Source organism: Reticulibacter mediterranei (assembly GCF_016587455.1).
In genome coordinates this window covers 2,744,642-2,766,377 of sequence record NZ_BNJK01000001.1, presented here as the reverse complement: position 1 = coordinate 2,766,377, position 21,736 = coordinate 2,744,642, and the positions used below count along the sequence as shown (strand labels likewise).

At 50.7% G+C, this 21,736-nt stretch carries 21 protein-coding genes; 11 read left to right on the top strand and 10 right to left on the bottom strand.

Annotated elements, in window-relative coordinates; translation table 11 throughout:
• Nucleotides 1-44: 44 nt before the first annotated feature.
• Nucleotides 45-1,262 carry a DNA glycosylase AlkZ-like family protein gene (locus K3T83_RS11765; protein WP_220203160.1) on the top strand — a complete coding sequence of 406 codons (1,218 nt, stop codon included), beginning with the start codon at nucleotides 45-47 and terminating at the stop codon, nucleotides 1,260-1,262.
• 527 nt (nucleotides 1,263-1,789) lie between these two features.
• Here K3T83_RS11765 and K3T83_RS11760 read toward each other — a convergent pair.
• Nucleotides 1,790-2,278 carry a ClbS/DfsB family four-helix bundle protein gene (locus tag K3T83_RS11760; RefSeq protein WP_220203159.1) on the bottom strand — a complete coding sequence of 163 codons (489 nt, stop codon included), beginning with the start codon at nucleotides 2,276-2,278 and terminating at the stop codon, nucleotides 1,790-1,792.
• A 256-nt stretch (nucleotides 2,279-2,534) separates the two neighbouring features.
• On the opposite strand from K3T83_RS11760, the gene K3T83_RS11755 reads away from it, so the two are divergent.
• From K3T83_RS11755 to K3T83_RS11740, 4 genes are all read left to right on the top strand, one after another.
• The gene (locus tag K3T83_RS11755; RefSeq protein WP_220203158.1) at nucleotides 2,535-2,960 is read left to right on the top strand and encodes a hypothetical protein; all 426 of its coding nucleotides are present in this window, start codon (nucleotides 2,535-2,537) and stop codon (nucleotides 2,958-2,960) included.
• A gap of 62 nt (nucleotides 2,961-3,022) precedes the next feature.
• The gene (locus tag K3T83_RS11750; RefSeq protein ID WP_220203157.1) at nucleotides 3,023-3,979 is read left to right on the top strand and encodes a helix-turn-helix transcriptional regulator; all 957 of its coding nucleotides are present in this window, start codon (nucleotides 3,023-3,025) and stop codon (nucleotides 3,977-3,979) included.
• A gap of 110 nt (nucleotides 3,980-4,089) precedes the next feature.
• Complete coding sequence (locus K3T83_RS11745; protein ID WP_220203156.1) at nucleotides 4,090-4,647, top strand: RNA polymerase sigma factor; 558 nt, start codon at nucleotides 4,090-4,092, stop codon at nucleotides 4,645-4,647.
• 17 nt (nucleotides 4,648-4,664) lie between these two features.
• On the top strand, nucleotides 4,665-6,293 hold the full coding sequence (locus K3T83_RS11740; RefSeq protein WP_220203155.1) for an outer membrane protein assembly factor BamB family protein: 1,629 nt from the start codon (nucleotides 4,665-4,667) through the stop codon (nucleotides 6,291-6,293).
• Between the two features lie 88 nt (nucleotides 6,294-6,381).
• On the opposite strand, the gene K3T83_RS57205 is transcribed toward K3T83_RS11740, so the two are convergent.
• Nucleotides 6,382-6,504, bottom strand: coding sequence for a hypothetical protein (locus K3T83_RS57205; RefSeq protein ID WP_268963456.1), 123 nt, complete (start codon nucleotides 6,502-6,504; stop codon nucleotides 6,382-6,384).
• A gap of 207 nt (nucleotides 6,505-6,711) precedes the next feature.
• On the opposite strand from K3T83_RS57205, the gene K3T83_RS11735 reads away from it, so the two are divergent.
• Nucleotides 6,712-7,335 (top strand): CGNR zinc finger domain-containing protein, encoded by a 624-nt coding sequence (locus K3T83_RS11735; RefSeq protein ID WP_220203154.1) that lies wholly within the window; start codon nucleotides 6,712-6,714, stop codon nucleotides 7,333-7,335.
• Between the two features lie 97 nt (nucleotides 7,336-7,432).
• Here K3T83_RS11735 and K3T83_RS11730 read toward each other — a convergent pair whose 3' ends face one another.
• The 4 genes from K3T83_RS11730 to K3T83_RS11715 all read right to left on the bottom strand — a co-directional run bounded on the left by K3T83_RS11730 (nucleotide 7,433) and on the right by K3T83_RS11715 (nucleotide 11,062).
• On the bottom strand, nucleotides 7,433-8,653 hold the full coding sequence (locus K3T83_RS11730; RefSeq protein ID WP_220203153.1) for an ornithine cyclodeaminase, nickel-pincer nucleotide-dependent: 1,221 nt from the start codon (nucleotides 8,651-8,653) through the stop codon (nucleotides 7,433-7,435).
• A gap of 173 nt (nucleotides 8,654-8,826) precedes the next feature.
• Nucleotides 8,827-9,312 carry a HEAT repeat domain-containing protein gene (locus K3T83_RS11725; RefSeq protein ID WP_220203152.1) on the bottom strand — a complete coding sequence of 162 codons (486 nt, stop codon included), beginning with the start codon at nucleotides 9,310-9,312 and terminating at the stop codon, nucleotides 8,827-8,829.
• A 131-nt stretch (nucleotides 9,313-9,443) separates the two neighbouring features.
• A complete protein-coding gene (locus K3T83_RS11720; protein WP_220203151.1) occupies nucleotides 9,444-10,430 on the bottom strand; it encodes a CRISPR-associated protein Cas4 in 987 nt (328 codons plus the stop codon).
• Between the two features lie 44 nt (nucleotides 10,431-10,474).
• A complete protein-coding gene (locus tag K3T83_RS11715) occupies nucleotides 10,475-11,062 on the bottom strand; it encodes an HDIG domain-containing metalloprotein (protein WP_220203150.1) in 588 nt (195 codons plus the stop codon).
• Between the two features lie 283 nt (nucleotides 11,063-11,345).
• Here K3T83_RS11715 and K3T83_RS11710 point away from each other — a divergent pair, with 283 nt between their 5' ends.
• The 3 genes from K3T83_RS11710 (at nucleotide 11,346) to K3T83_RS11700 (ending at nucleotide 12,852) form a co-directional block, all read left to right on the top strand.
• A complete protein-coding gene (locus tag K3T83_RS11710) occupies nucleotides 11,346-11,693 on the top strand; it encodes a zinc-ribbon domain containing protein (RefSeq protein ID WP_220203149.1) in 348 nt (115 codons plus the stop codon).
• Nucleotides 11,694-11,698: 5 nt separating this feature from the next.
• Nucleotides 11,699-11,890 carry a 30S ribosomal protein S21 gene (rpsU, locus tag K3T83_RS11705; protein ID WP_220203148.1) on the top strand — a complete coding sequence of 64 codons (192 nt, stop codon included), beginning with the start codon at nucleotides 11,699-11,701 and terminating at the stop codon, nucleotides 11,888-11,890.
• A 404-nt stretch (nucleotides 11,891-12,294) separates the two neighbouring features.
• Nucleotides 12,295-12,852: a COG4315 family predicted lipoprotein gene (locus tag K3T83_RS11700; protein ID WP_220203147.1), complete on the top strand. Its 558-nt coding sequence runs from the start codon at nucleotides 12,295-12,297 to the stop codon at nucleotides 12,850-12,852.
• Nucleotides 12,853-12,934: 82 nt separating this feature from the next.
• Here the strand turns inward: K3T83_RS11700 and K3T83_RS11695 are convergent, their stop codons facing one another.
• The gene (locus K3T83_RS11695) at nucleotides 12,935-13,948 is read right to left on the bottom strand and encodes a dipeptide epimerase (protein WP_220203146.1); all 1,014 of its coding nucleotides are present in this window, start codon (nucleotides 13,946-13,948) and stop codon (nucleotides 12,935-12,937) included.
• A 285-nt stretch (nucleotides 13,949-14,233) separates the two neighbouring features.
• Here K3T83_RS11695 and K3T83_RS11690 point away from each other — a divergent pair, with 285 nt between their 5' ends.
• Nucleotides 14,234-14,959: an adenylate kinase gene (locus K3T83_RS11690; protein WP_220203145.1), complete on the top strand. Its 726-nt coding sequence runs from the start codon at nucleotides 14,234-14,236 to the stop codon at nucleotides 14,957-14,959.
• 255 nt (nucleotides 14,960-15,214) lie between these two features.
• Complete coding sequence (locus K3T83_RS11685; RefSeq protein ID WP_220203144.1) at nucleotides 15,215-18,259, top strand: NACHT domain-containing protein; 3,045 nt, start codon at nucleotides 15,215-15,217, stop codon at nucleotides 18,257-18,259.
• Between the two features lie 67 nt (nucleotides 18,260-18,326).
• On the opposite strand, the gene K3T83_RS11680 is transcribed toward K3T83_RS11685, so the two are convergent.
• The 3 genes from K3T83_RS11680 to K3T83_RS11670 form a co-directional block, all read right to left on the bottom strand.
• On the bottom strand, nucleotides 18,327-19,379 hold the full coding sequence (locus K3T83_RS11680) for an N-acetyltransferase DgcN family protein (protein ID WP_220203143.1): 1,053 nt from the start codon (nucleotides 19,377-19,379) through the stop codon (nucleotides 18,327-18,329).
• Between the two features lie 81 nt (nucleotides 19,380-19,460).
• Entirely contained in the window at nucleotides 19,461-20,318 is an 858-nt protein-coding gene (locus K3T83_RS11675) for a class I SAM-dependent methyltransferase (protein WP_220203142.1), read from the bottom strand.
• 145 nt (nucleotides 20,319-20,463) lie between these two features.
• Nucleotides 20,464-21,600, bottom strand: a complete 1,137-nt coding sequence (locus tag K3T83_RS11670; protein WP_220203141.1) for an aminotransferase class I/II-fold pyridoxal phosphate-dependent enzyme — start codon at nucleotides 21,598-21,600, stop codon at nucleotides 20,464-20,466.
• Nucleotides 21,601-21,736 lie beyond the last annotated feature (136 nt).

Here is a 21,736-nt window from a genome sequence, read left to right as displayed (position 1 = left end):
TCGGATACAACCCTGTCAAACAGGACGAGGAATGTCCTCTTTTTATGGTATACTCCAAGCATTGTGGGCACACTGGAGGACACGAACTGATGCTGACCCTTTCGCACGCCGAAGCCCGGCGCTTTCTGATCACTTATCACTTTACCCCAACTGATGTACCTGGCGTTTTTGAGCGGCTAGGGACGGTGCAATATGACCCCCTCAACCCGGTGGGACGTAACCCTGATCTCGTCTTGCAGGCGCGTGTGCCGGGCTATCAGGTCGATGACTGGCAAACAACAGCCTACACTGACCGAATCGTTTACGATGCATGGGATAAGATGGCCTGTCTGGTCCCAGTGGGCGACTGGCCCATGCGTGCGGCGATCCGTGCCATGTATCGTCCCTATCATGATCGCGAAATCATGGAGACCGCACCCGATGCCGCAGCGAAAATTCTAGCCGCCATTGATGCTCAGGGGCCAATGTCATCATTAGAGTTTGAGGATCGCGAACGCTACGGTGAAAAAGGCTCGTGGTATGGACAGACGCGCACCAAACGGCTCCTACGCGCCATGTGGGTCTGCGGCGAACTGGTCACACACCATCGCAAAAACGGTCGCCATTACTATGATCGTCCCGAACGCGTCATTCCAACACAACACTACAGTATCCCATTTTTAGAAGATCAAGAGGCATATCATCGCTGGATCATTGCGCGCCGCTTCCAGGCCGTTGGACTGCTGCGGCCACAGGCCGAAGCCGCCATCTGGAGCGCCTGCGGTGATAGTGCTGTTCGCAAGCTTGCCATCGCTCAGCTTGTAGAAGAGGGCACGCTCACGCCCGTTACCATCGGCGAACGTCACTGGACCTACTACATGCCTACCAATCTGCTGCCCTTGCTCGATGCCGCCCCGTCAGGACCGCGTGCCATCTTCCTGGCCCCCCTCGATAGCTTCCTCTGGGATCGTAAGGGGGTGCAGTACCTCTTCAACTTCGATTATACCTGGGAAGTCTACAAGCCGGCAGCACAACGGCGCTGGGGCTACTATGTGCTGCCGGTCCTCTACGGGGACCGCTTCGTTGCACGCCTGGATTCACGCCTGGAAAATGGGATCTGGACCATTACTCGCTGGTGGTGGGAGCCAGAGGTGATGCCCACTGCTGATTTGCTGGATGCGCTGCGGGGAGCCGCCAGCAATTTCGCCCGCTATCTACGTGCCAGCAGCGTGCGTGTGGAAGCGGGGGTCGCGCAAGAAGTCCGTCAGGCGATGGCCATCTAGGAGCGTGGCTCAATCGAGAGCTATTCGTCCTGCCCAGAGCCTGCTTTGGTGGAAGCGACACGCCTCCCTTCCAGCATCAGAAGATCCTATGAGCATATTTTCACAGAGAACAGATGTGCTGCTCTCTGTGAAAATATGCAACTCCTCAACGGGAGTCTCTCTCGAACCGCTCCCGTTGGGGGTGCTTTTCCCCTTTCTCTTCACGGTTCTGCATGGCAAGAGAGGTGATAACATACTTTTGCAGCTTCTCCAACTCATCTGGCCTGAGCAAAGATAGAGAGAGCGAGATCCAAAGGAACCTTTCCTGCCTCCTTTGGCATACGTCCTCTCGTAGTGCTAGCAGGACGTTCTCTAGACCAGCGGAATCACGGCGGCTGGTTCCCATTTCTGGGAAGGTCTAGATCGTCCAAAACACCGAGAAACGTTTCTCAATTTTTGAGAAGGGGCAAACAGATTGACCAGGAAACGACACGCCTGCTCTTGCGAAATGTGTACTGTCATATTGTTTGTCTTGATGTTAATACTTATTATTTCGATTGCTGAGCAAGCCAGTGCTGGATAATCTCTGTATGCTCTTCGTAGTGTTCGTAGCTATCACCTGCGACGTAGGGAGCGAGCGAGCGTCCATTCAGCCAATCAATCGGGCTGTTCAGTTGCTCGTCCGTCAGGCTCTCAACGCTCTCTTGAATGGCGCGTGCGGTCTCATCAAACTCGTCCAGCACATCGGCGAGGGAGCGATCTTTGTTTTGCTTATAGTACAATTCGTTGATCTCTTCTATGCTCATTCCAGGCGTTGGGTCAGGTATTTCAACGCCCTGACGTACCGCCTCGTTGCGCGCAATCTGTCGTCGGTGCCAGGCGCTCAGATGGGCGATATTGTCTTTGATCGACCAGCCACCATTTACACCGGGTGTAGTCAATTGAGCTTCGCTGAGCGGGGAGAGCAACGCAGTGAAGATTGCATAGCTGCTTTGCATTTTCTCTAGCAGTTGCTCTTTTGCAATATGTTCTGCCATAGTCTTGCACCTTTCCTTCCGTCGTCTTTTTCTCTTGAGTGTATCATATATTGTGGTTATTCTACGACCTGATTTGCCTCTCACGATCAGAATAGAAAGGATATTAGTTGGTGCGCCCGGTGGAAACTGCATGCAGCGTTCTCGTCACCATTCTTTTCCTGTCCGATGATTACGGTTATAATAGGAGGTGCAAAACGTCTGACATGGACGATCAACGAAAAGAGACGCTTGCCTGTAAGAGAGGATAGGAGCTTCTATGAGAAAGAGAGTCATGCTTGAAGAGAAAGAGGTGGCAAAAGAGCGCAGGGGTATTTTTATCTGTACTGGTTTGATCGTACTAAGCATTATCATCTTGCATGCGCTTCTAACATTGACGAGTATTGATCTGCCGGCGTTTGTGGCGATTCTGGCATTCGCATTCGCTATCCCGGTGTTGTGTGGCTGCTTGCTTATCATTCAGATTGAGTTGAGCAATGGCTATTATCTGGTGTCAAAATGGGTGGATGTCTCAGCCTATTGCTTCTTTCTTGGCATCTGCGGTGCGCTTGTCGGGGCTGTGGCCACCTTCTGGCACATTTCCTGGATTGCTGGCGTTGTATTTCTGGTGGCCACCTCGTTGATGTTTATCATCGTCTTATTTTATTTTGATGAGGATGGCGGTAGGGGCGAGGCGCGGAGATAGTTCGTGCTATAATGCGGTGCGAGGCGTAAATATATTTGGTGATTTCGTGAGGGAAAAATCGTATGTATTTTCCAACGACGCGTGTATTAACGGTGCTGGAACTGTTGCAATCGCGTGCGAAGATCAGCGGCCCTGAGCTGGCCGAGCGCCTTGAAGTCGATACGCGCACCGTGCGGCGATATATCACCATGTTGCAAGATCTGGGCATTCCAGTCGAGGCTGAGCGCGGGCGCTACGGTTCCTATCGTTTGCGACCGGGCTTTAAGCTTCCACCGCTGATGTTTACCGACGATGAAGCGCTGGCGCTCTCGCTTGGCCTGCTCGCGGCCCGTAAGATCGGATTGAGCGGCGCGGCTCCGGCTGTCGAAGGCGCGCTGGCGAAGGTCGAACGTGTGTTACCCAATGCTTTGCGCGAACGGGTTCAGGCGGTGCAGGAGACGCTGATCTTTGATATGACCCCTTCCAGCACGCCACCACGCAGCGAGATTGTCAGCACGCTCTCCACTGCCGCCCGCCAGGAGCGCACTGTTGAAATCTTTTATCGCGCCTATACTGGTGATATCACCGAGCGCGCCTTCGATCCCTATGGACTGGTCTATCGCTCTGGTTTCTGGTACACCGTTGGCTATTGCCATCTGCGCTCTGATCTGCGGACGTTTCGACTGGACCGCATTCAGGATATTGAGATGGGCGACGACACATTTATACGCCCCGCCGATTTCGATTGTCTGGATCAGGTTTTGCGTTCCATTCCAAGAACCCCGGCCTCGTGGTTTGTCGATGTGCTGCTCAAAACGACGTTGGAGGTGGCTCAGCAGCGGGTGCCACCGGCAATGGCGCTGCTGGAGCAGGAGCCGGAGGGTGTTAGTTTTCGCTGTTACGTCGATAGCCTGGATTGGGTCGCCTACGTGCTTGGTGGCGTGCGCTGTCCCCTGGTGATTCGTCAACCCCTCGAATTGCGCGATGCAATGCGCCAGCTCGCGCAGGATCTCCTCGCGAACGCCGAGAGAACTGAATGATCTCATGATGTTTTCTTCCCCAATAACCCCTTTGTCTCGCGTGTAACATTTTAACCTCTAGCGCGATTAGAGATTGAGATCTCGAAAACATGCAATTGCAGAGGAACGGAATGCGACCGTATAGAAGTGAATCGTCTCAAAGTGGATTATCTGGCAGGGCAAAACCGGAATCCACCGCTATTGCCGACCTTTACGAAAAATACTGGCTCACGCTGCTTGTATATATACGTCCGATGCTGCCATCATTGGAGGATGCAGAGGATGTTCTGGTAGAGGTATTTTTAGCCGCTCTGGAAAGTGATATTCTGGCTGTGCTGGCCGAGAGGCAGCAAATAGCCTGGTTGCGGCGCGTTGCCCATAATAAGGCCATTGATTACCATCGTCTCTCTGCGCGTCGTCCGGTGACACATCTGGAAGACGTGGCGGAACACCTGTTTGACGATGATGAGCTTGGGCCTGAACGGGTCGTGCTGCGTCACGAAGAAGTCAAGCTATTGAAGTTGCGGGTCGCGGAACTGCCCGGACCCCAACAGGAGGTTTTGCAACTGCGCTTTGGCTATGGCCTGCGTTGTGCAGAAATAGCCCGGCGCATGAATCGCAGCGAGGGGGCTGTGCGCACCCTGCTTTCGCGCACGCTCAACCTCTTGCGCGGCGTCTATGTAAGATAGAAGGGGGGAAGTATCTCATGAATAATCACGAACAGAACCGGGCACAATTTCCACCACTGATTGTGGATGCACAAATAGATGAGCTATTACGGTCGTGTCGTCAACGAAAAGGGTTGCCAGCAGCAGATGAACAGCTTGCTAGTGATCTGCATGTATTGTATGAAGCAGCCAATGCAGGCACACGAGATCGCGTCTGGCAACGCTTGGTAGGCCACATTGCTAGCAATGATGCCACACCCGCGCCCCATGAACAGGGAGTGCAGGAAAGAAATGTTTCAAATGAAAGGCATCACCATATGAGAAACGAGACTCTTTCTCCATTCGCGAGAAAACAGATACATGTGCGTCGTTCAGGTCTGTGGGGTATTGTAGCAGCTGTCATCCTGGCGACGTTGCTGGTAGGCAGCATGGCCTGGGTTATTGCGCTGGAACACTATCACAATACCGGATCTGATATGGGATCGGCCAACGGAGCCAACCAGCAACAACAAACATCAGTTCAGGAAAGCTATACAGGCGTCTATGTGCAGACAGCGAATAATGTGCAACGGGTTGACGCGAAGACGGGTAAGATGATCTGGCGCTATGAGATACCGTTTATCCCGGCGTCATATGATAAGAAGAAGAACGTGGTCTCCATCGTGCAATTTATTGTTGAGGGAGATACGGTCTATACGCTGATAGCAGGTCCGGGTGGTGAAAATCCATCAGCCCTGGTTGCGCTGAAGGCAGATACTGGTAAAGAGCGCTGGTCGCAGCCGTTGACCAATAGGCCTTTTGTTGCTCCCACGTATATGTCTCTCGACGATGGAGTAATCTATGTTGAGGTGCAGACAGCGCAGTCGTCCGAAAGCCGTAATGTGGACTATACCATCTATTCTTTCTCGGCAAAAGATGGGAAACAGGATTCGACCTATGCTGTTCCAGAGAATGGCTACCCAGGGGCTATGAAAGTGCAGAAGGGCATTCTCTATCTCTCTACAGACAAGGGGGGGCTGTATGCAATGGATGCCAGGAGCAAGAAACAGCTCTGGCAGTGGAAAGGTACACAGCCAACAGGGCTAGGCCAGGGGCTGGCGATCAGGGTGCCATATATCCTTAATGGTGTACTGTATACAGCAATCGTAAACACGAGTGAAGTAGGAGACGGGCAGAGCAAAGTTGCAGCCTTCAGTGCTGAAAATGGAAAACTGCTCTGGCAGTCCGATGCGTTCGCGGGCGAAGCTGCCACTCCAACGGTTGTGAACGGAGTCATGTATGTTGGTTCAACGATTCCAAAGACGGGACCATTTGAGGGCGCGTTGTATGCCTTCGATGCTACAAATGGTCGGCAGATCTGGAAAGTGATGACCAATGCCGTGCAATCAACCCCCTCGATCAGCAATGGCATAGTCTATGCGTCGGCGTATGCAGGGATAGATCTGAAAGCGAGGGTTCTGGCCGTTGATCTGAAAACTGGTCGGCAGAAATGGCAGCACCAGATCGAGCAGGGATGGACCACGACTCCTTATCGGCAAGATGGGGTTGTGTATGAGGCTGCCGGTTTCGATAAAGGGACACTCTATGCGTTAAATGCCAGTGATGGCTCGCAGAAGTGGACGCTGGATGTCGGTGATAGCCCGAACGACTTGACTATCGTGGCATAACGGAGACAAAGAAAGAGGAACCTCTCTATGCAGGGGTTCCTTCTTGTTCTACGGCAATGTACATATAATGTCTTTTCTACTACTGATCCTAGTAATGCTCACGTCGTACCCATTCAAGGCTATCGATACCATCGCGGCTGTCATGTCCCCAGTGATTGGCTGCGAAGCTAACGGCGATAAAAACCAGGAGTAAGATAACTAGCAGTTCCACGAGTATTTCCTTTCTGGCACCATATATGCCATGTGTACTGTCTATCTATGGGTTATTGCAGAACTTCTCCTTGACAACCAACAATCTAACCAGCTAAAATCCATTTGATGGTTAGAGTATAGCATGGAATATCTAACCTGTCAAGCGTGTTTTGATGGTTAGTATTGCGTGTGATAGAGTAATCGGAGGAGGAGGGAGAAGAGAACAATGGACGAAGCTGTACGTACCTTCAATTTGTTGGGCAATCGGCTCTGCCTGGATTTTACGAACACCGTTGATGATCGCTTTCGTGAGAATAAAGATGAATTGCTCATCGACTACCGCGATCTGGTGGCCTGGAGCCGGCAAACAGGGATTACCACCGACGAGGAGGCAAGCCATTTATTGGCCGAAGCAAAGAGGCGTCCGGAAGAGGCGGAGGCCGTGCGTAAGAGAGCAGTGACGTGGCGCGAAGCGCTCTTTCGCGTCTTCCAGGCGTATGTGGACGAGACCAACCCCCACGAAGAAGACTTGCGCCAGTTCAATACTGTTCTGGCCGAAGCAATGAGTAAGACGCGTCTTGTGAGTGACCCGGAGCATTATCGCTGGGATTGGGCGGAAAAAGAAACGGCCCTTGATTGGGTATTGTGGCCGGTGCTGCGTTCGGCAGCTGATCTGCTCACCTCAGAAGAGTTGCATCTGATGAGGCAATGCGCCTCCGAAGAGTGTAGCTGGCTGTTTCTCGATACCAGTAAGAATCACAGCCGCCGCTGGTGCAACATGCAAAACTGTGGCAACCGGGCCAAAGTCAATCGACACTATGGACGTAAGAAACAGGCGGCGGGGAAATAACCAAACACGTCGTAGTTGCGCGATTTATCGCGCGTGGGCTTAATTACAGGCAAGAGTAACCACACGCAATAAATCGCGCAACTACGACATATTATTGTTAATCGGACAATGCTTCGAGCAGTTCGCGTAGGAATAGCTCGGCATCGGTGACGAGACCAGCAGCCTGGAAACTGCCACGATCCGCCAGTTTGGTCACAACCGCAGGATTAATATCGACAACAACCGTACGAACGCTGGAATGCAGCAGGTTGCCGGTCGCGATAGCGTGCAGCATAGAAGCAACCATAATCGCCATCTCAACGCCTTGCACTTCCTCGCGCATGCGGCGCTGGGCCTCTGCCATATCGGTAATTACACCGGGCATTGGGCCGTCGTCGCGGATGGAGCCAGCCAGCACCATCGGGACGTTGTGTTTGATGGCCTCGTAGGTGATCCCACTTTTGAGCAACCCGACCTCGATAGCCTTTTCTAGCGAACCAGCACTGCGCATCGCATTGATAGCTCGCAGATGGTTGCGGTGTCCTCCCTCGACTTGCTCACCCGTCTGAAGATCGACACCAAGCGATGTGCCATAGAGCGAGGATTCAATATCGTGGGTAATAATGGCGTTACCACCAAATATGACCTGCACATAGCCACGCCGCAATAGCTCTGCCACATAACGACCCGCGCCGGTGTGGATTACGGCGGGACCAAGCACAAAGAGGATCTTGCCGTTGCGGGCGCGCGTCTCCTTCATCTGTCGAGCGATATCGTGAATCGCCAGCACTTTGACCTTTTCTGATGAGACATTGCTCTGCATAAAAGCAAAGACCTCGCGGTCGCGGTCGCGCTCGAAAGGCTGGACACGAATGCCGGTATGTCCGATCACGACGCGGTCATTGATCTTCACCTCATGCATCGGCTTACAGTAAGCTTGCCGCTGGGGACGATCAATTACGATTGCGACATCCATTTCGATATTTTCTACGTTGACCCATTGGCCACCCAGACGAACCTGTGTGGGGAGATTAGTCGTCGAGTAGAAGGCGGCAGGAAGGACACCATCCTGCTCCACAGGCTCAGTCTTCACATCGTCACCATCAACCAGCACCACACCAAGCTGCTGCAATTCTGAAAGAATAAGCTCAAGCACTTCAGAACTGGGTGCCTGAACCTTCATCCGCGCATAGCTGGTTTCGGTTTTTCTGACGCCGACGCGCATCTCCTCAACCTCAAAATTGCCGCCACGATCCATGATAATGTCCCAGGCGCGAGGCAGGGTCCAGGAGTCGATAATATGTCCACTTAATTCGATAACTTCGTGCACTGTACTCATATATTTGCTCACATGGAAAAATATGCACCTCTTCTGAAGGGTGCATATAAGACGAACGAGGATTACTTCACTGTGCTGTTAGTGTAGCTTTCTTCTTGTCGGATGTCAAATCGGGAGCATCTTGTTCCTCTTCCTTTAAAGTTTTGCCAGACAGCACAGCTATAAGCAGCATACTATTTTGCTTTCAAAGCGCGTATCACCTCAGTAGCTTTCTGCTGGACCCGCTTATCTGAATCAGCCAGCAATGGTGAGAGAAGGGTAGTATGGGCAGGATTTTGTAACTTGCCTATTGCCTCGACCGCATGGTGCCGTATTCCCCAATCGGGATCGGTTAGGAGCGATGAGAGCAGCTCGATGTGTTGAGGATCTTTCAATTCGCCCATCGCTTCCACCACAGCCCGGCGTGCCGCCCAATGGGAGTCGTTCAAATGCGGCCGGAGCAGAGAGAGATGCTGTGGATCTTTCAATCGCCCTATCGCTTCCACGGCCTGAGATCGTATACTTCCACTCTGATCGGTCAGGAATGGTAAGAGCGAGGGGAGGTAATGCGGATCTTGCAACTTGCCTAGTAATTGTTTGACTGCCGCGCGCCGCACCTTCACCTGGGGATTTGAGAGGTCGGCCACAAGGTCTGTGAAAGGAGGGGGAGATGTGGTCATTGGTCTTTTTTCCTGCTTTCAAATAGATAATCTCACTGTAGCTTTTCTTTTTGAGGATACAAAAAGCGGTCAGGTACATGTTTCAGGCACTTCTGTTCAAGAAGCATGATTGAGGTACTTTTTCAACCGTGTTAGTTCTTCTGTCCAACGGGGCAAATTGGCTGAAACAGACAGGCGCGGCACTTGGCGGCCCGTTGGCGGTTCAGCGCTGGAGGATGGTCTTCGGAGCAGTTATCCATCTCTTTGAGGAGGCGCAGCACTTTTTTGCGCAGAGCTGGCGTATAATCGACGACAAACTCGCGGTCAGCATAGCGCAGAACGCCATGTGTTGGTAGTTCGTCAAAATAGTCTTCCAGAATTAAACAATGCGCGCCAATCTGGACGATATGGTTGCTCTCCGGCTGCTTGAGGTTCTGTACGCCTGGCTTGACCTCAATCGGAACAGGGCGACCATCTTGCAACTGTATGATGTATGTGGGTTTCCCTGCCAGGGGAGTCTCTCTAGAGGAAAGCGGTTCGCCTTCTCCATCGGCATCTTCGTAGACAAGCTCGCCTGAAGGTAGCCCCAGATCGTGGCGGCGCTGGTTTTCCAGACGATCCTGTTGAAAGTGGCGTTCGTTCAGGAGCAGAAGCAGCAGGATCAGCGCAATGACCAGCAGAACCAGACCCATAGGCAGCACAGCCATTGGAAAGATGTTTCCACCAGATTTCGTCAGCAAGAAAGACACACCGATCAGGAGTAGTGCCAGAGCCAGCAGGACCAGAGCGATTAGCGCCAGAGTGCGAGTATAGCTGCTGCGATGGACCGGCTCAATCAGCTCTTCCTCTCGTTCGCTGAGTACTTCATCATCGTCGGTATGGTCCTGCTGGTCGGGGTCAAAGGCACCACGACGCAAGAGCAACTGCTCGATAACCTGATAATCGGGCAGAGTAGTTGCTGGTTGGCCGTGATCGTGTTCTAATTCAACCATGCGTGCAAACAACTCTTCAGTATCAGATTGCGCCAGCGGATCAAATTGTTCGTGCCACCAGAGCAACGGGCAATACTCAAATTGAGCAAGCTCGCTTACCGTGAAGAATTGCTGCGATGGTCGGTGTTGTTGGTGGTGCCGTTGCATGATCATCTACAAGAAACACGTCGTATGAGGAGAAATCGCCTCAATTAGTGGGATGCTGCCTCCTGAACGCCTGCCAGCCCCAATGTATCTGCAATGCTCGACATCGCCTCGATCACGAAGGCGATATGCTCATTGAGATCGACTCCTAGCTCTTCAGCCCCGCGCACAAGGTCTTCGCGATGGACGCCCGCAGCGAAACCCTTCGTCTTCATTTTCTTGCGCACCGAAGAGACCTGTAGCCCCAGGATACTTTTGTCGGGACGAACAAGGGCTGTGGCTGTAATCATTCCTGTAATCTCGTCGCACGCGGAGAGCGCACGCGAGAGGAGATCAGTGCGTGGGTGCGTAGCCTGATTGAGATCGTTATGAGCCAGAATTGCATAAATAATGCGTTCATCATAGACACCTTCGCGCAACCAGCCGGCTGCCACTTGAGTATGCTCATTGAGATCAGGGTATTCTTCATAATCGCAATCATGCAATAGCCCGGTCATAGCCCAGAGTTCCTCGTCCTCACCGTATTTGCGGGCATAGAAACGCATAGCTACCTCAACCGAAAGCATATGTTTTTGCAGGTTTTCATTCTTCACATGGCTTGTCATCAACGTATACGCGTCATTTCGTGTGGGCATGCTTATCCTCTCTATTGCTACAGTTTTAGCAAAATGAACTGCTTATCGTTCGTATTATAGCACAGGTGAGGACGGGGAAAAACGGCTCAGATTGCAGTACTATCGGGTGGTCAACGAAAGAAAGAATCAGAAAATAGTGGTTTTGGTGGCACAAGTATGATATACTCAGAGACGTTGTATAGTGCTTTGTTGCGTTCGGAGGTAATGGCCTGGTATTGCAACCACGCAAGTTCGCGCCGTACACGTGAACAAGAGACATTTGAACTGTAGAATCGAGAAAACAATGGCATTAAGTGATCAAACACTGGTTTGTCGCGATTGCAACGAAGAATTTGTCTTCACTATCGGAGAGCAAGAGTTTTACGCAAGTCGTGGTCTGACCAATACTCCCCAACGCTGTCCTTCCTGTCGTGCGGCCCGTAAAGCAAATGGTGGTTACAACAATAATCGTGGTGGTGGCGCACGTCGCGAGAGCCGCCAGATGTATGAGGCCACTTGCTCCAGTTGCGGCAACGTGGCGCAGGTTCCTTTCATGCCTCGCGGTGACAAACCAGTCTATTGCAGCGATTGCTATCAGGGACAGAGCGCAGGTCGCTCTGGCGGCAATCGTAATAGCAGATCGCGCTGGTGATCGCTGTGAGTGAAGTAAAGATCAATCCGGGCGATACATTTGAAATTGCGCTGAAGAAATTTAATCGTAAAGTCCAACAGGCTGGCATTCTGGCCGAGGCTCGCCGACGTTCTCATTATGAGAGCCCTCAGGCACGACGCAAACGCAAAGCAGCTGCGCATCAGCGTAAAATGCGCCGCTTCCAACGTGCAAGCTAGTATTCATCTTTTTATCGATAAACCGTCTCTCGTCTCTTGCAAATCGGGGGACGGTTTGTTGTTTTTATTGATAATTATCGTCCCATTTCTCCCTCTGTAACCCTCTCTCGTATGAGTAGTTGGTGATGGAATGATCCTGCTCACTTCGCTCACAAGCCGGAAAGAGTGGCTGTGTCGTAATCCGTGAATGTACGTCAGCGCCCACTCCCGCGCGAGCTGCTCCATGAAGTGAAAGGCATTGCATCTATTTAGAGAACTCATACGGTTGTGTGTAAGAGATGTCGTATTGTATTATGTATGACAGTCCGTCTTTCCTGCTAGTAAGCCAGATCGTATCCTGAGAACGATACTGGGTGCCTCGCCGTTCAAGAGGATTGGGCGAGTGCCACAAGGAGGGTTTGCCAATGGGGACGTTAAAGCGTGCCGGAATTTTGTTCGTTTTTGTCATGGTCATCATGGTTATCAGTAGTTGTGGTGGAGGAACAGGGAATACAGGATCTTCGACGAGTGCGGCTGCCAGTACCCCAACAAGCGCGCCGACTACTGCCGCAACGACCGCGCCTGCCAGCACACCAACAAGCGCGACGAGCAGTACGGGCAATGTGGTGGTAAAAACAGCTTCAGCCACCGTTGGTGGGAAGTCAGAGACGATTCTCACTGATGCTAAAGGGATGACGCTCTATTACTATGATCCCGATACTGCCTCGAAGACTGCCTGCACAGGCGGTTGTGCGCAGAACTGGCCGCCACTGTTGTTTGCCGCGACCGGAAATCCTGCCGCCACACCGAAGTTGCCGGGCGAATTGGAGATCTATCCCAACGCCAATGGCAAACAGGTAATCTATAACGACCATCCGCTCTATACCTACGTTGGTGATACCGCAGCGGGCCAGACTACTGGCGAGGGTCTTGGTGGCAAATGGCATGTTGCCACGCCCGATATTCCCAAGAACGCTCCATAATCCCCTTGATGATTGGTCTGCGTTAAGGAGGCGACACGGAAATCCAGGGGGATTCCGCGTCGCCTCTTCATTTGTGTGTTGATTATGCTTTTTCAATGACGCCGAGGCCGGGCCGCTCCGGTAGAATAAGCTTACCGTTTTCCACTTTCACGCCATCATAGATATCGTCGTCAATCAACAGATGTCCGTCCAGATCGGCATAGTCCACCAGCGGGGTTAGATGGGTCGCAGCTGTGATTGCCAGCGAGCTTTCGATCATACAGCCAAGCATGATGCGGAGATGATGTGCACGCGCCACATGGATCATCTTGAGCGCGGGCAAAATGCCGCCACATTTCATTAGCTTTATGTTGATCCCATCCACACAATCGGCAACGCGGGGAATATCTTCGACCGTGATGCAACTCTCGTCGGCAATGATTGGCAGAGGCGAGTTCTCGCGCACCATCTTCAATCCCTTGAGATCATGGGAGGCGACAGGCTGCTCCACAAATTCGATATTGTATGGGAGCAGCGCTTCGATATTTTTGATGGCCTCTTTGGGTGTCCAACCAGCGTTGGCATCGACGCGCAATACAGCATTGGTCACGTCGCGAATAGCTTTAATGATGTCGAGATCGTGACGCGTCCCCACCTTGATTTTAAGGATAGGATAATCCTTCGCCAGCAACGCCTTCTTTGCCATCTGCGCAGGCGTATCGAGGCCGATAGTGAACGAGGTATGCGGGGTTCGTTTGGCGGTGGCCCCCAGCAGCTTGTAGACCGGCACACCCAGCATTTTCCCCATAATATCGTAGACCGCCATATCCACCGCAGCTTTCGCTGAGGGATGGAGGCGAATAATCTTGTCGAGGCGCTGATGAAGTTCTTCGATCTCGAATGGATCGTTACCAAGATTACCGGCAAATAGTGCGATACAGGCCAGCACCGTTTCCTGGCTCTCGCCGTAGTATTCAGAAGGGGAGGCTTCGCCGTAACCTGTGTAGTCGTTATGTGTCACCTGAATAATCGCGTTGGGCGATGTATACTGCACGCCACGCGAGATACGAAACGGCGTGGAGAGCGTAAAGTCAACCGGTTTGGCGTCGATATGCATGGGTCACTCCTTTAAGAAATAGTTATATGTCAACAGGGGATGCTGGCTTGTTCGCTCTCTATCATACGCCTGTTTTGCAAGAGGGAGCAATGATGAGAAGACACGGATCAGCTGACCTATGTATAAGCCTACGGTGATAGATAGGTGAAAAATCTTTTATAGAATAGTATTGCTGTATTGACATACCAGTTATTACAATAATCATGCTGGCAATTTTTCGTATCCAAAAATTTCGTAAGCTAGTGTATTATCATGCGTAAGAGCAAGGGTTATGGAGAAAAAAGCGTGAACATTATTCTCATCGGCGCACAGGGATCGGGCAAAGGTACGCAGGCGGCGAAGCTTTCATCAGCTCTCGGTGTGTGCCATATTGCAAGCGGTGATCTATTTCGCAAAGCCTTACAAGAGCAAACGGCCTCCGGTCTGCGAGCAAAAGTCTTTTTAGATAGGGGGGAACTGGTTCCTGATGAGTTGACGGTGGCAATGGTGTTAGAACGTCTCGCCCAGCCAGATTGTCTCCCTGGCATTCTGCTCGATGGCTTCCCACGTACGATTGCTCAGGCGCAGGTATTGGATAGCAATCTGCAACAGATGAGAAAGCGTATTGATCGAGCTGTCTATCTGGAGGTTCCTCACGATGAACTGCTGAGGCGGCTCTCCGGTCGGTGGATCTGCCGCGCACATCAGCACGTCTACAATTCTTTAACTCGTCCTCCCAAAGTCTCTGGTGTCTGCGATATTGACGGGAGTGAGCTCTATCAACGTTCCGACGACAAAGGGGAAGCAGTGCAGAAGCGGTTGAATATCTTCTTCAACGAGACCTTTTGCTTGCTCGATTATTACAGAAAGCAGCAGAAGCTCGTCACAGTCAATGGCAACCAGAGCATTGATCAGGTTCACGCCGACATCTTGCGAGTACTTACCAGCACCCCCACAATCAAGGTCGGCAAAGAAATTCTGAGCTGGCAACTACCAGTTCCACCCTCCTGTCTGCCATCACAATCAGCATAAATACTGTATCCACATCAATAACATAATAGAAGCCTGAAAATAATGATCGCTTGCCGCTATTAACGGGGAAATATCAGTTAGTAGCGGCAAGTATTTTGTATATCAAAGAATTGTGATTCAAACATACAATAGTTCTACCTTCCTATGTTGAAATGCCTTCTTTGAAAAATGCTGCGTCAATACGTTTTTGTTATAGATATATGTTCTTTAATGTTAATGTTATATCTGGGTGCATACATGGCAAGGAGGCAAATTATGGATATCGATCCCAATACTCTCTCCGTTCTGCTTGGCGTCCTCACTAATGCTCTCACCTCATTGATCGCCATAACTGGCAAAGAAGCAGGAAAACAGCTTATCGGGAAAGATTTTCTTCAAAAATGGGAGCAGGAAAAGACTGCTCTGGAGCCAATTCTTCGCAATGCCGTTTGCACAGTCGCAAACGACGTAAGTTGGGAGGACGAAGGAGAGGAGATTATTGCATTATTTTTACGTTCGCCCGAAGTAGAGGAGATCGTTCGCCAGATATATGCTACCTATGTGCTATTTAGTAACAACGAATATCAGGAAAGCCAGCAAACGCTCCAACAGATATTTGCGATACTATTCACTCGCTTTATTACTGACTATCCTGCTAGTATAGCGCTCACTCCTGAAAAGACTACCGAGGCTGCCAATTACCTCTTTGAAGCGCTGCTCAAAAGTTGCAATGTTGCGCTGCGGGTTGCGACTGAACAGGGCATTCTTGCCGCCCACGAAGCGTTATCTGTCTTTCGCCATAATGTTCTTCATAGCGAGGTAGCGAGCATCCAGAAGAAACTCGACTTTTTCATCTCACAACAATCGTTAGATATGCCAGCTATCTATGATTTTGAGAAACGATATCGTATGCAGGTGAGCCAGCGGCACGGATATATCAAGCCCCCGAACTTTGATTCTGCCCGCCAGTTGCCTATTGACGATCTGTATGTCAGTCCAAATTTTGCAGTAGTCTCTAGTAAGAGGCAAGATGTAGAAAATGAAAGGCTTACTTTTCAGGCATTCCTTACTGGTATCTATCGTGCCGTGCTGCTAGGCAATCCAGGTGGCGGAAAGTCAACGTTCACGCTAAAAGTTTGTCATGATATCGCGGCGTATTATTCTGAACGCCTCTTTGCTGGTCGAGAGCAGCTAACGCCTATTCTTGTCGTGTTGCGTAATTATGGAGCGGAGAAGAAAGAGCATCGGTGTTCTATTCGAGAATATATTGAGACCGAGGTAGAGGCAACTTATCAGCTTCCTCCTGCCCCTGATGGAGCGTTGGAATATCTCCTGGTGAATGGGAGTGCTCTCGTTATTTTCGATGGATTGGATGAATTGCTAGAAACCAGCTATCGACAGGAGATTCGTGACGACGTGCAATCTTTCTGTAATCTCTACCCAGCTGTGCCTGTGCTGGTCACGTCCAGAGAGGTTGGTTATGAACAGGCTCCACTGGATGAGCATCTATTCGAGGTGTTTCGCCTGGATTCATTTAATAACGAGCAGGTGAATGAGTATGTACAGAAGTGGTTCGCTGCGGCTGACGTGGGAGTGACGCAGAAGGAACAGCAACAGAAAATTGACGCCTTCCTTGAGGAAAGCGAGAATCTTACAGATTTGCGCTCCAATCCTTTGATGCTTGCCTTGATGTGTAATATTTATCGTGGCGAGAACTATCTGCCTAGAAACCGTCCTGATGTGTACGATAAGTGCGCGACAATGTTGTTTGAACGTTGGGATAAGAGCCGTAATATTCGGGTCGCCCTCCCGTTTGAGACACATATACGCCCAACGATGATGTACTTGGCGAGTTGGATTTACGCCGATGAAGGACTACGGAGCGGCGTGTCAGAAAGAAGGCTCATAGCGAAGGCTGCGGAGTATCTTCAGAGAAAGCGCTTTGACGATCCTGATGAAGCTGAGAGGGCGGCGCGAGAGTTTATCGAGTTCTGTCGGGGCCGCGCCTGGGTCTTTACTGATACTGGCACAGAAAAAGATGGTGAAAGCCTTTATCAATTTACACACCAGACATTTCTCGAATATTTCACGGCCTGGTATCTGGTGCGCAATCATTCTACTCCTGCGGCTTTGCTTACTGTTCTAGCCCCCAGAATTGCTAAAAGAGAGTGGGATGTAGTATCTCAGCTTGCTTTTCAGATATTAAATAGAAATTCGGAAAATGCAGGAGATAAGCTGCTATCTGCCCTTATAAAACGTGCTGGCAAGGCGAAGGGGAATGCATATTGGAATTTGTTGTCTTTTGCAATCCGATGTCTTGGCTTTATGGTTCCTGCTCCTGAAGTAACGAGAGAGATTATTACTGCTTGTATGAGATCTGTTGTGGTGGAGGGTACTTTACAGATGGAGAATGATAGGGAATCTAAAAGAAGATTTGTTGGGAATGATATATTAAGAGAAGTAAGATTGATTGCTTATGAAAACCAGACAATAGTTATAAATGCTATATATAGGCTATTTATGCAGGTTTTAGAGGGGAAAGATCAGATTAAAATGTGTGTGATTCTAGAAATATGCCAATCGTTAGAACAGGGAGCACCGGAGGAATGGGGAAAACTAGTTGAAAATATCCTCGATCTGTGTTCGGATAAGCTTGAATTAGTACTTTCCCATTCTCTTTTCCTCTGTTACTACATGCTTTGGAACGAAAAGATCAACATCGACAAATTGATACAATTGCATGGTATCAATAGCCTTTTTACTAAGACGATTACCGGTGTATATGGAATGATTATTTATATTTCTATTATGGATGCTGTAATGAACTACATTCTTTATACAATATATGATGAATTTGATGTGGAAGGAAAACGTATAGCTACTGATATATTGAAACGTTTGGGGTCTGTGTTTATATCTTCTTTGCCCATCAATTTTATGAATTTATATCATGCTGTGCAAGATCAAGCTCGGAAATGGGTTAACTTAAGTCCTCTTGAGAACGATAATGTCATGTGGATTGTAGACGCTGATGCTCTTTGGGGATTATTTACTACTTTTGCTCTCTTATTAGAATTGTGTAATTCATCTGATTTACCACCAATTCTGAATGTGATCAAACAAGCACCACATCCCTTCTACAACCTAATCCACTACATATTCCTCGCTCGTTTTGAATCTATTCCAGCTGAAGAAGTGCAAGCTGAAATGGATGCACGAGGTTTCTCATCTGAGCAGCAACAATTTATCAGGCAATGGGTCAGGCATGAGAAGAATTTTATTGAGTGGCAACAAGAAGAGCAGGATGTAAGCGAGGGGTGATATGTCGTAGTTGCGTGTTAACACGCAACTACGAATTGAATAAGTAATACGAAATTGTGGATACGTATTACTCGGCGAAGTGTCTCTCAAGCGCATCCATCAGATTGGCGACGCCGAAGCGCATGGGGTCGTTTGTGGGGAGGCCCGTCTCTTCTTCGACACGCTTGATTTCGGCCAGCGCTTCCTCCTCACTCAAACGATGGGTAATGAGCGCGATGCCAACAGCTTTGCTGGGTGGCTCCGGGCGAATCCAGCTAATAGCCTCTTCGTTCATCTGGATCAGCCGTTTGAGCGATGGCAACGGGGCGTTCTCATAGCCATCAACGGTGGTGAGGCCCGCGATGTGGCTGAAGATCATAGCATCTGGATTTGAGCCGTGAATCAGGCCCAGCGTCACCGGGGCATAGCCAGGATGATTGAGCGCTCCCTGGCCCTCCACAAACACCCACTCGTGCTTGTCGGCAAAGTCGAGAACCATCTCTTCGACCATGCCTGCAATAAAATCGCAGATGATATGGTCAACCGGGAGGCCGTTGCCAGAGATCATGATGCCGGTCTGTCCAGTGGCGACGAAGGCACTGTCGAGATTACGGCGGCGAGCTTCGATATCCAGCTCCAGTGCAGTTGACATCTTGCCGGTGGCACAATCCGATCCCACCATCAGAATCGTCTTGCTTCCAGTGCGATGCGGCACCAGCTGTGCCACACGCTTCTTGTCGGGAACGCGGCGCACATCCCAGATAGTCACTCCATATTTGTTTGCGGCCTCGCTCAGTTCTGCGTCATCCGCCAGAAAGAAATGCAGCCCGCTCACAATGTTCAGTCCTGCCTCGATTGCGGCCAGGATTTGCGAGCGCCAGATCGGGTCCAGGTCTCCTCCGGTTGGAGCCACGCCGATCAAGAGTGTATCTGGTTCGAGTTTCAACGCCTCATAAATATCGCGTACCACAGGGATGCCTTGTCCGAAGGGAGCATTGAGCGCCTGTGCCACATCTTTTCCCACATTCGCACGATCGATCACCGCAACGATGGGATCTTGTCCATACTTGATAACTCCCGTCGCCGTTTTTCCATGATGCCACTCAAAGGCACCTTCTGCCAGTATCGCTATTCGTCGCATAAAATTTCGCTTCCTCAGTTCGTGTAACTAGAATAGTATGCCAGATTATCAGCTCCCATTATACTACGTAGGTTCGGTTGCTTAGCGTCCCTGTTTCTGACCAATAACAGTGAGCGAGAAGCTCAGCGCAAAAAAGTCCTCGCGTTGCATATCGGCCAGTGCTTGCTGTTGCAGTCGATCAAAAGCAAAGTCGGCGATGAGCCCCATCTTGACGATCAATGGCTTCAACTGATAATAAAGCACTTCGATATTATGATACTGGTTTGCCCAGGGATCTGCGTGCGCTGAAAAGTCTAAGGGGTGCGCCTGTTTGTGGATGTGTTGATAGCCTTGCTCCTGAAGCCAGTGCGCCATCAGGTGCGCAACGCCGAAGAATGTCCCGTCGGGAGCAAAGCCATAGCCATTCTGTGAGATCGCCTGTGTGCAGAGCGCTCCAAGCCGGTTGACGGCGGCGCTGCTGGTATGACCAACATCGAGCGGTTCCGTCAGGCGTAAAAAACCACCCGGGCGCAGCATCCGCCAGCACTCTTTGAGAAACGATGGCCAAATTTCGCGCTTGAGAACCGCAAAAAGCGCGCGCGCATTGACCAGATCGAATCCGGCATCGGGGAAATCGAGAGGACCGCTGATATCCATGATGCTGAACGAGGCGTTAGAGAGTTGCTGTGTTTGTGCGCGTGCGTTGGCATAATCAACCATAATGTGGCTGATATCGACGCCTTTCACTTTGGCTTGAGGCAGCGCAAGGGCGGCATCCAGCACCCAGCCACCAGAACCACAGCCCAGATCGAGGATATTATGCAACGAAAAGGTATCAGGGAGGCCCGAAAAGGGACCACCCATCGATTGAGTCAACATTTGGTCTTGATTGATCAAGCGGGCCAATTCGGTTGGGCTTTCGGGGTTGAAGACGTATGTATGTGAAGATGATGACTCCATTGTTTCAGCACCTCCTGGCTTTTGCAATAGGATGAGATAACAGGCTTTTGCGATAATTGAAGAAATGAAGCAAAATCCTGAGTTTAGTATAAACGTTGTGTCCGTTTTTTGTCTAGCAAAAGCGTAGGAGGAGCTGTAAGATAGCCTAATTGCCGTTCCAGTCTTGCAACACCTGCATCATTGTCTCCAGCCCTTCCGTGAATCGTTCTGTGCTGCATCCAAAGCCAATGCGCATAAATCGTTCGTAGGCTTTGCCGTAGACATATCCCGGAAGCAGCAGGAAACGCTTCTCTTCTGCCAGGTAGCGGCAAAACGGTTCAGTCGAGAAGGGCAGTTGAAGTAACGCTGTATATCCGGCCTGGGGTGAGAGCCAGTGGATAGGCTTCTGGCTATTTGCTATGGCATCTGTCAGGCGTTGGCGATTGCTCCGAGCAGCTGCCAGACGTGGAGCCATAATCTGTTGTGTATGACGCAGCGTGACCTCCGCTAAAAACTCGCCCGGAGCACTGCCACACATGGTTGAATAGTCGCGTGCCGCGCTCACCCGTTTGAGTATCTCAGCATTGCGGCTGGCGATCCAACCAACGCGCAGCCCGCCCAATCCCCAGGGCTTGGTCATATCGCCGATCACTACCGACTGCTCGATTACGTCGATGACCGATGGGGCTGGCGTGCCGTCCAGTGCGATCAAACGAAAGACTTCATCGCTCACAAAAATAGCTCCAGCCCGTTCCGCAACTTTGGCGATGGCCTGCATCTCCTCCACCGTGCGCACTGAACCGGTGGGATGATGGGAATGCGTCATATAGATCAGGCGCGTCTTGTGATCGACAAGCTGAGCGAGCTGCTCAATGTCCGGCTTCCAGTTCTGTTCCAGACGCAGAGGCAGTCGTCGCACCTCTGCTCCTTGAGACTGTGCCACTCCTGCGATGTTGCCATATGTGGGATCTTCCACAATGATATTATCGCCCGGTCGCACCGTCGTCAGGATCAGCAAAAAGAGGCTCTCGCTGGCCCCTGATGTCACGCGAATATTTCCCGATTCAAGCGTCGTATAGAGGTTCGCGATGCCCTGGCGCAGGCGCTCATTTCCGGGATTTTCCACGTAGTCCAGGCCAAGCCGCAAATAGCGAGCGGTCGTTTCCGCATCTTCCAGTTCGAGCAATTCTTGCGTCGTTGCGGAGAAAGGACAACTGGCCGCCAGATTGCGTATGCCCGGTACAAATTCAAATTCGGCAAACCAGCGCTCAAGCGTGAACTCTGGCAATGTGTAAGCAGACATGAAGGAACCCTTTCCTGATGAAAAACTGCAGGTGTTACTTCAGCATAGATGGTCTTCCCTTCATCTTACAACAGCCATTTCAGGTTGACTGATCCGCAACAGATCAGCCAACCTCTTTTCTTTTTATCAGTCTACC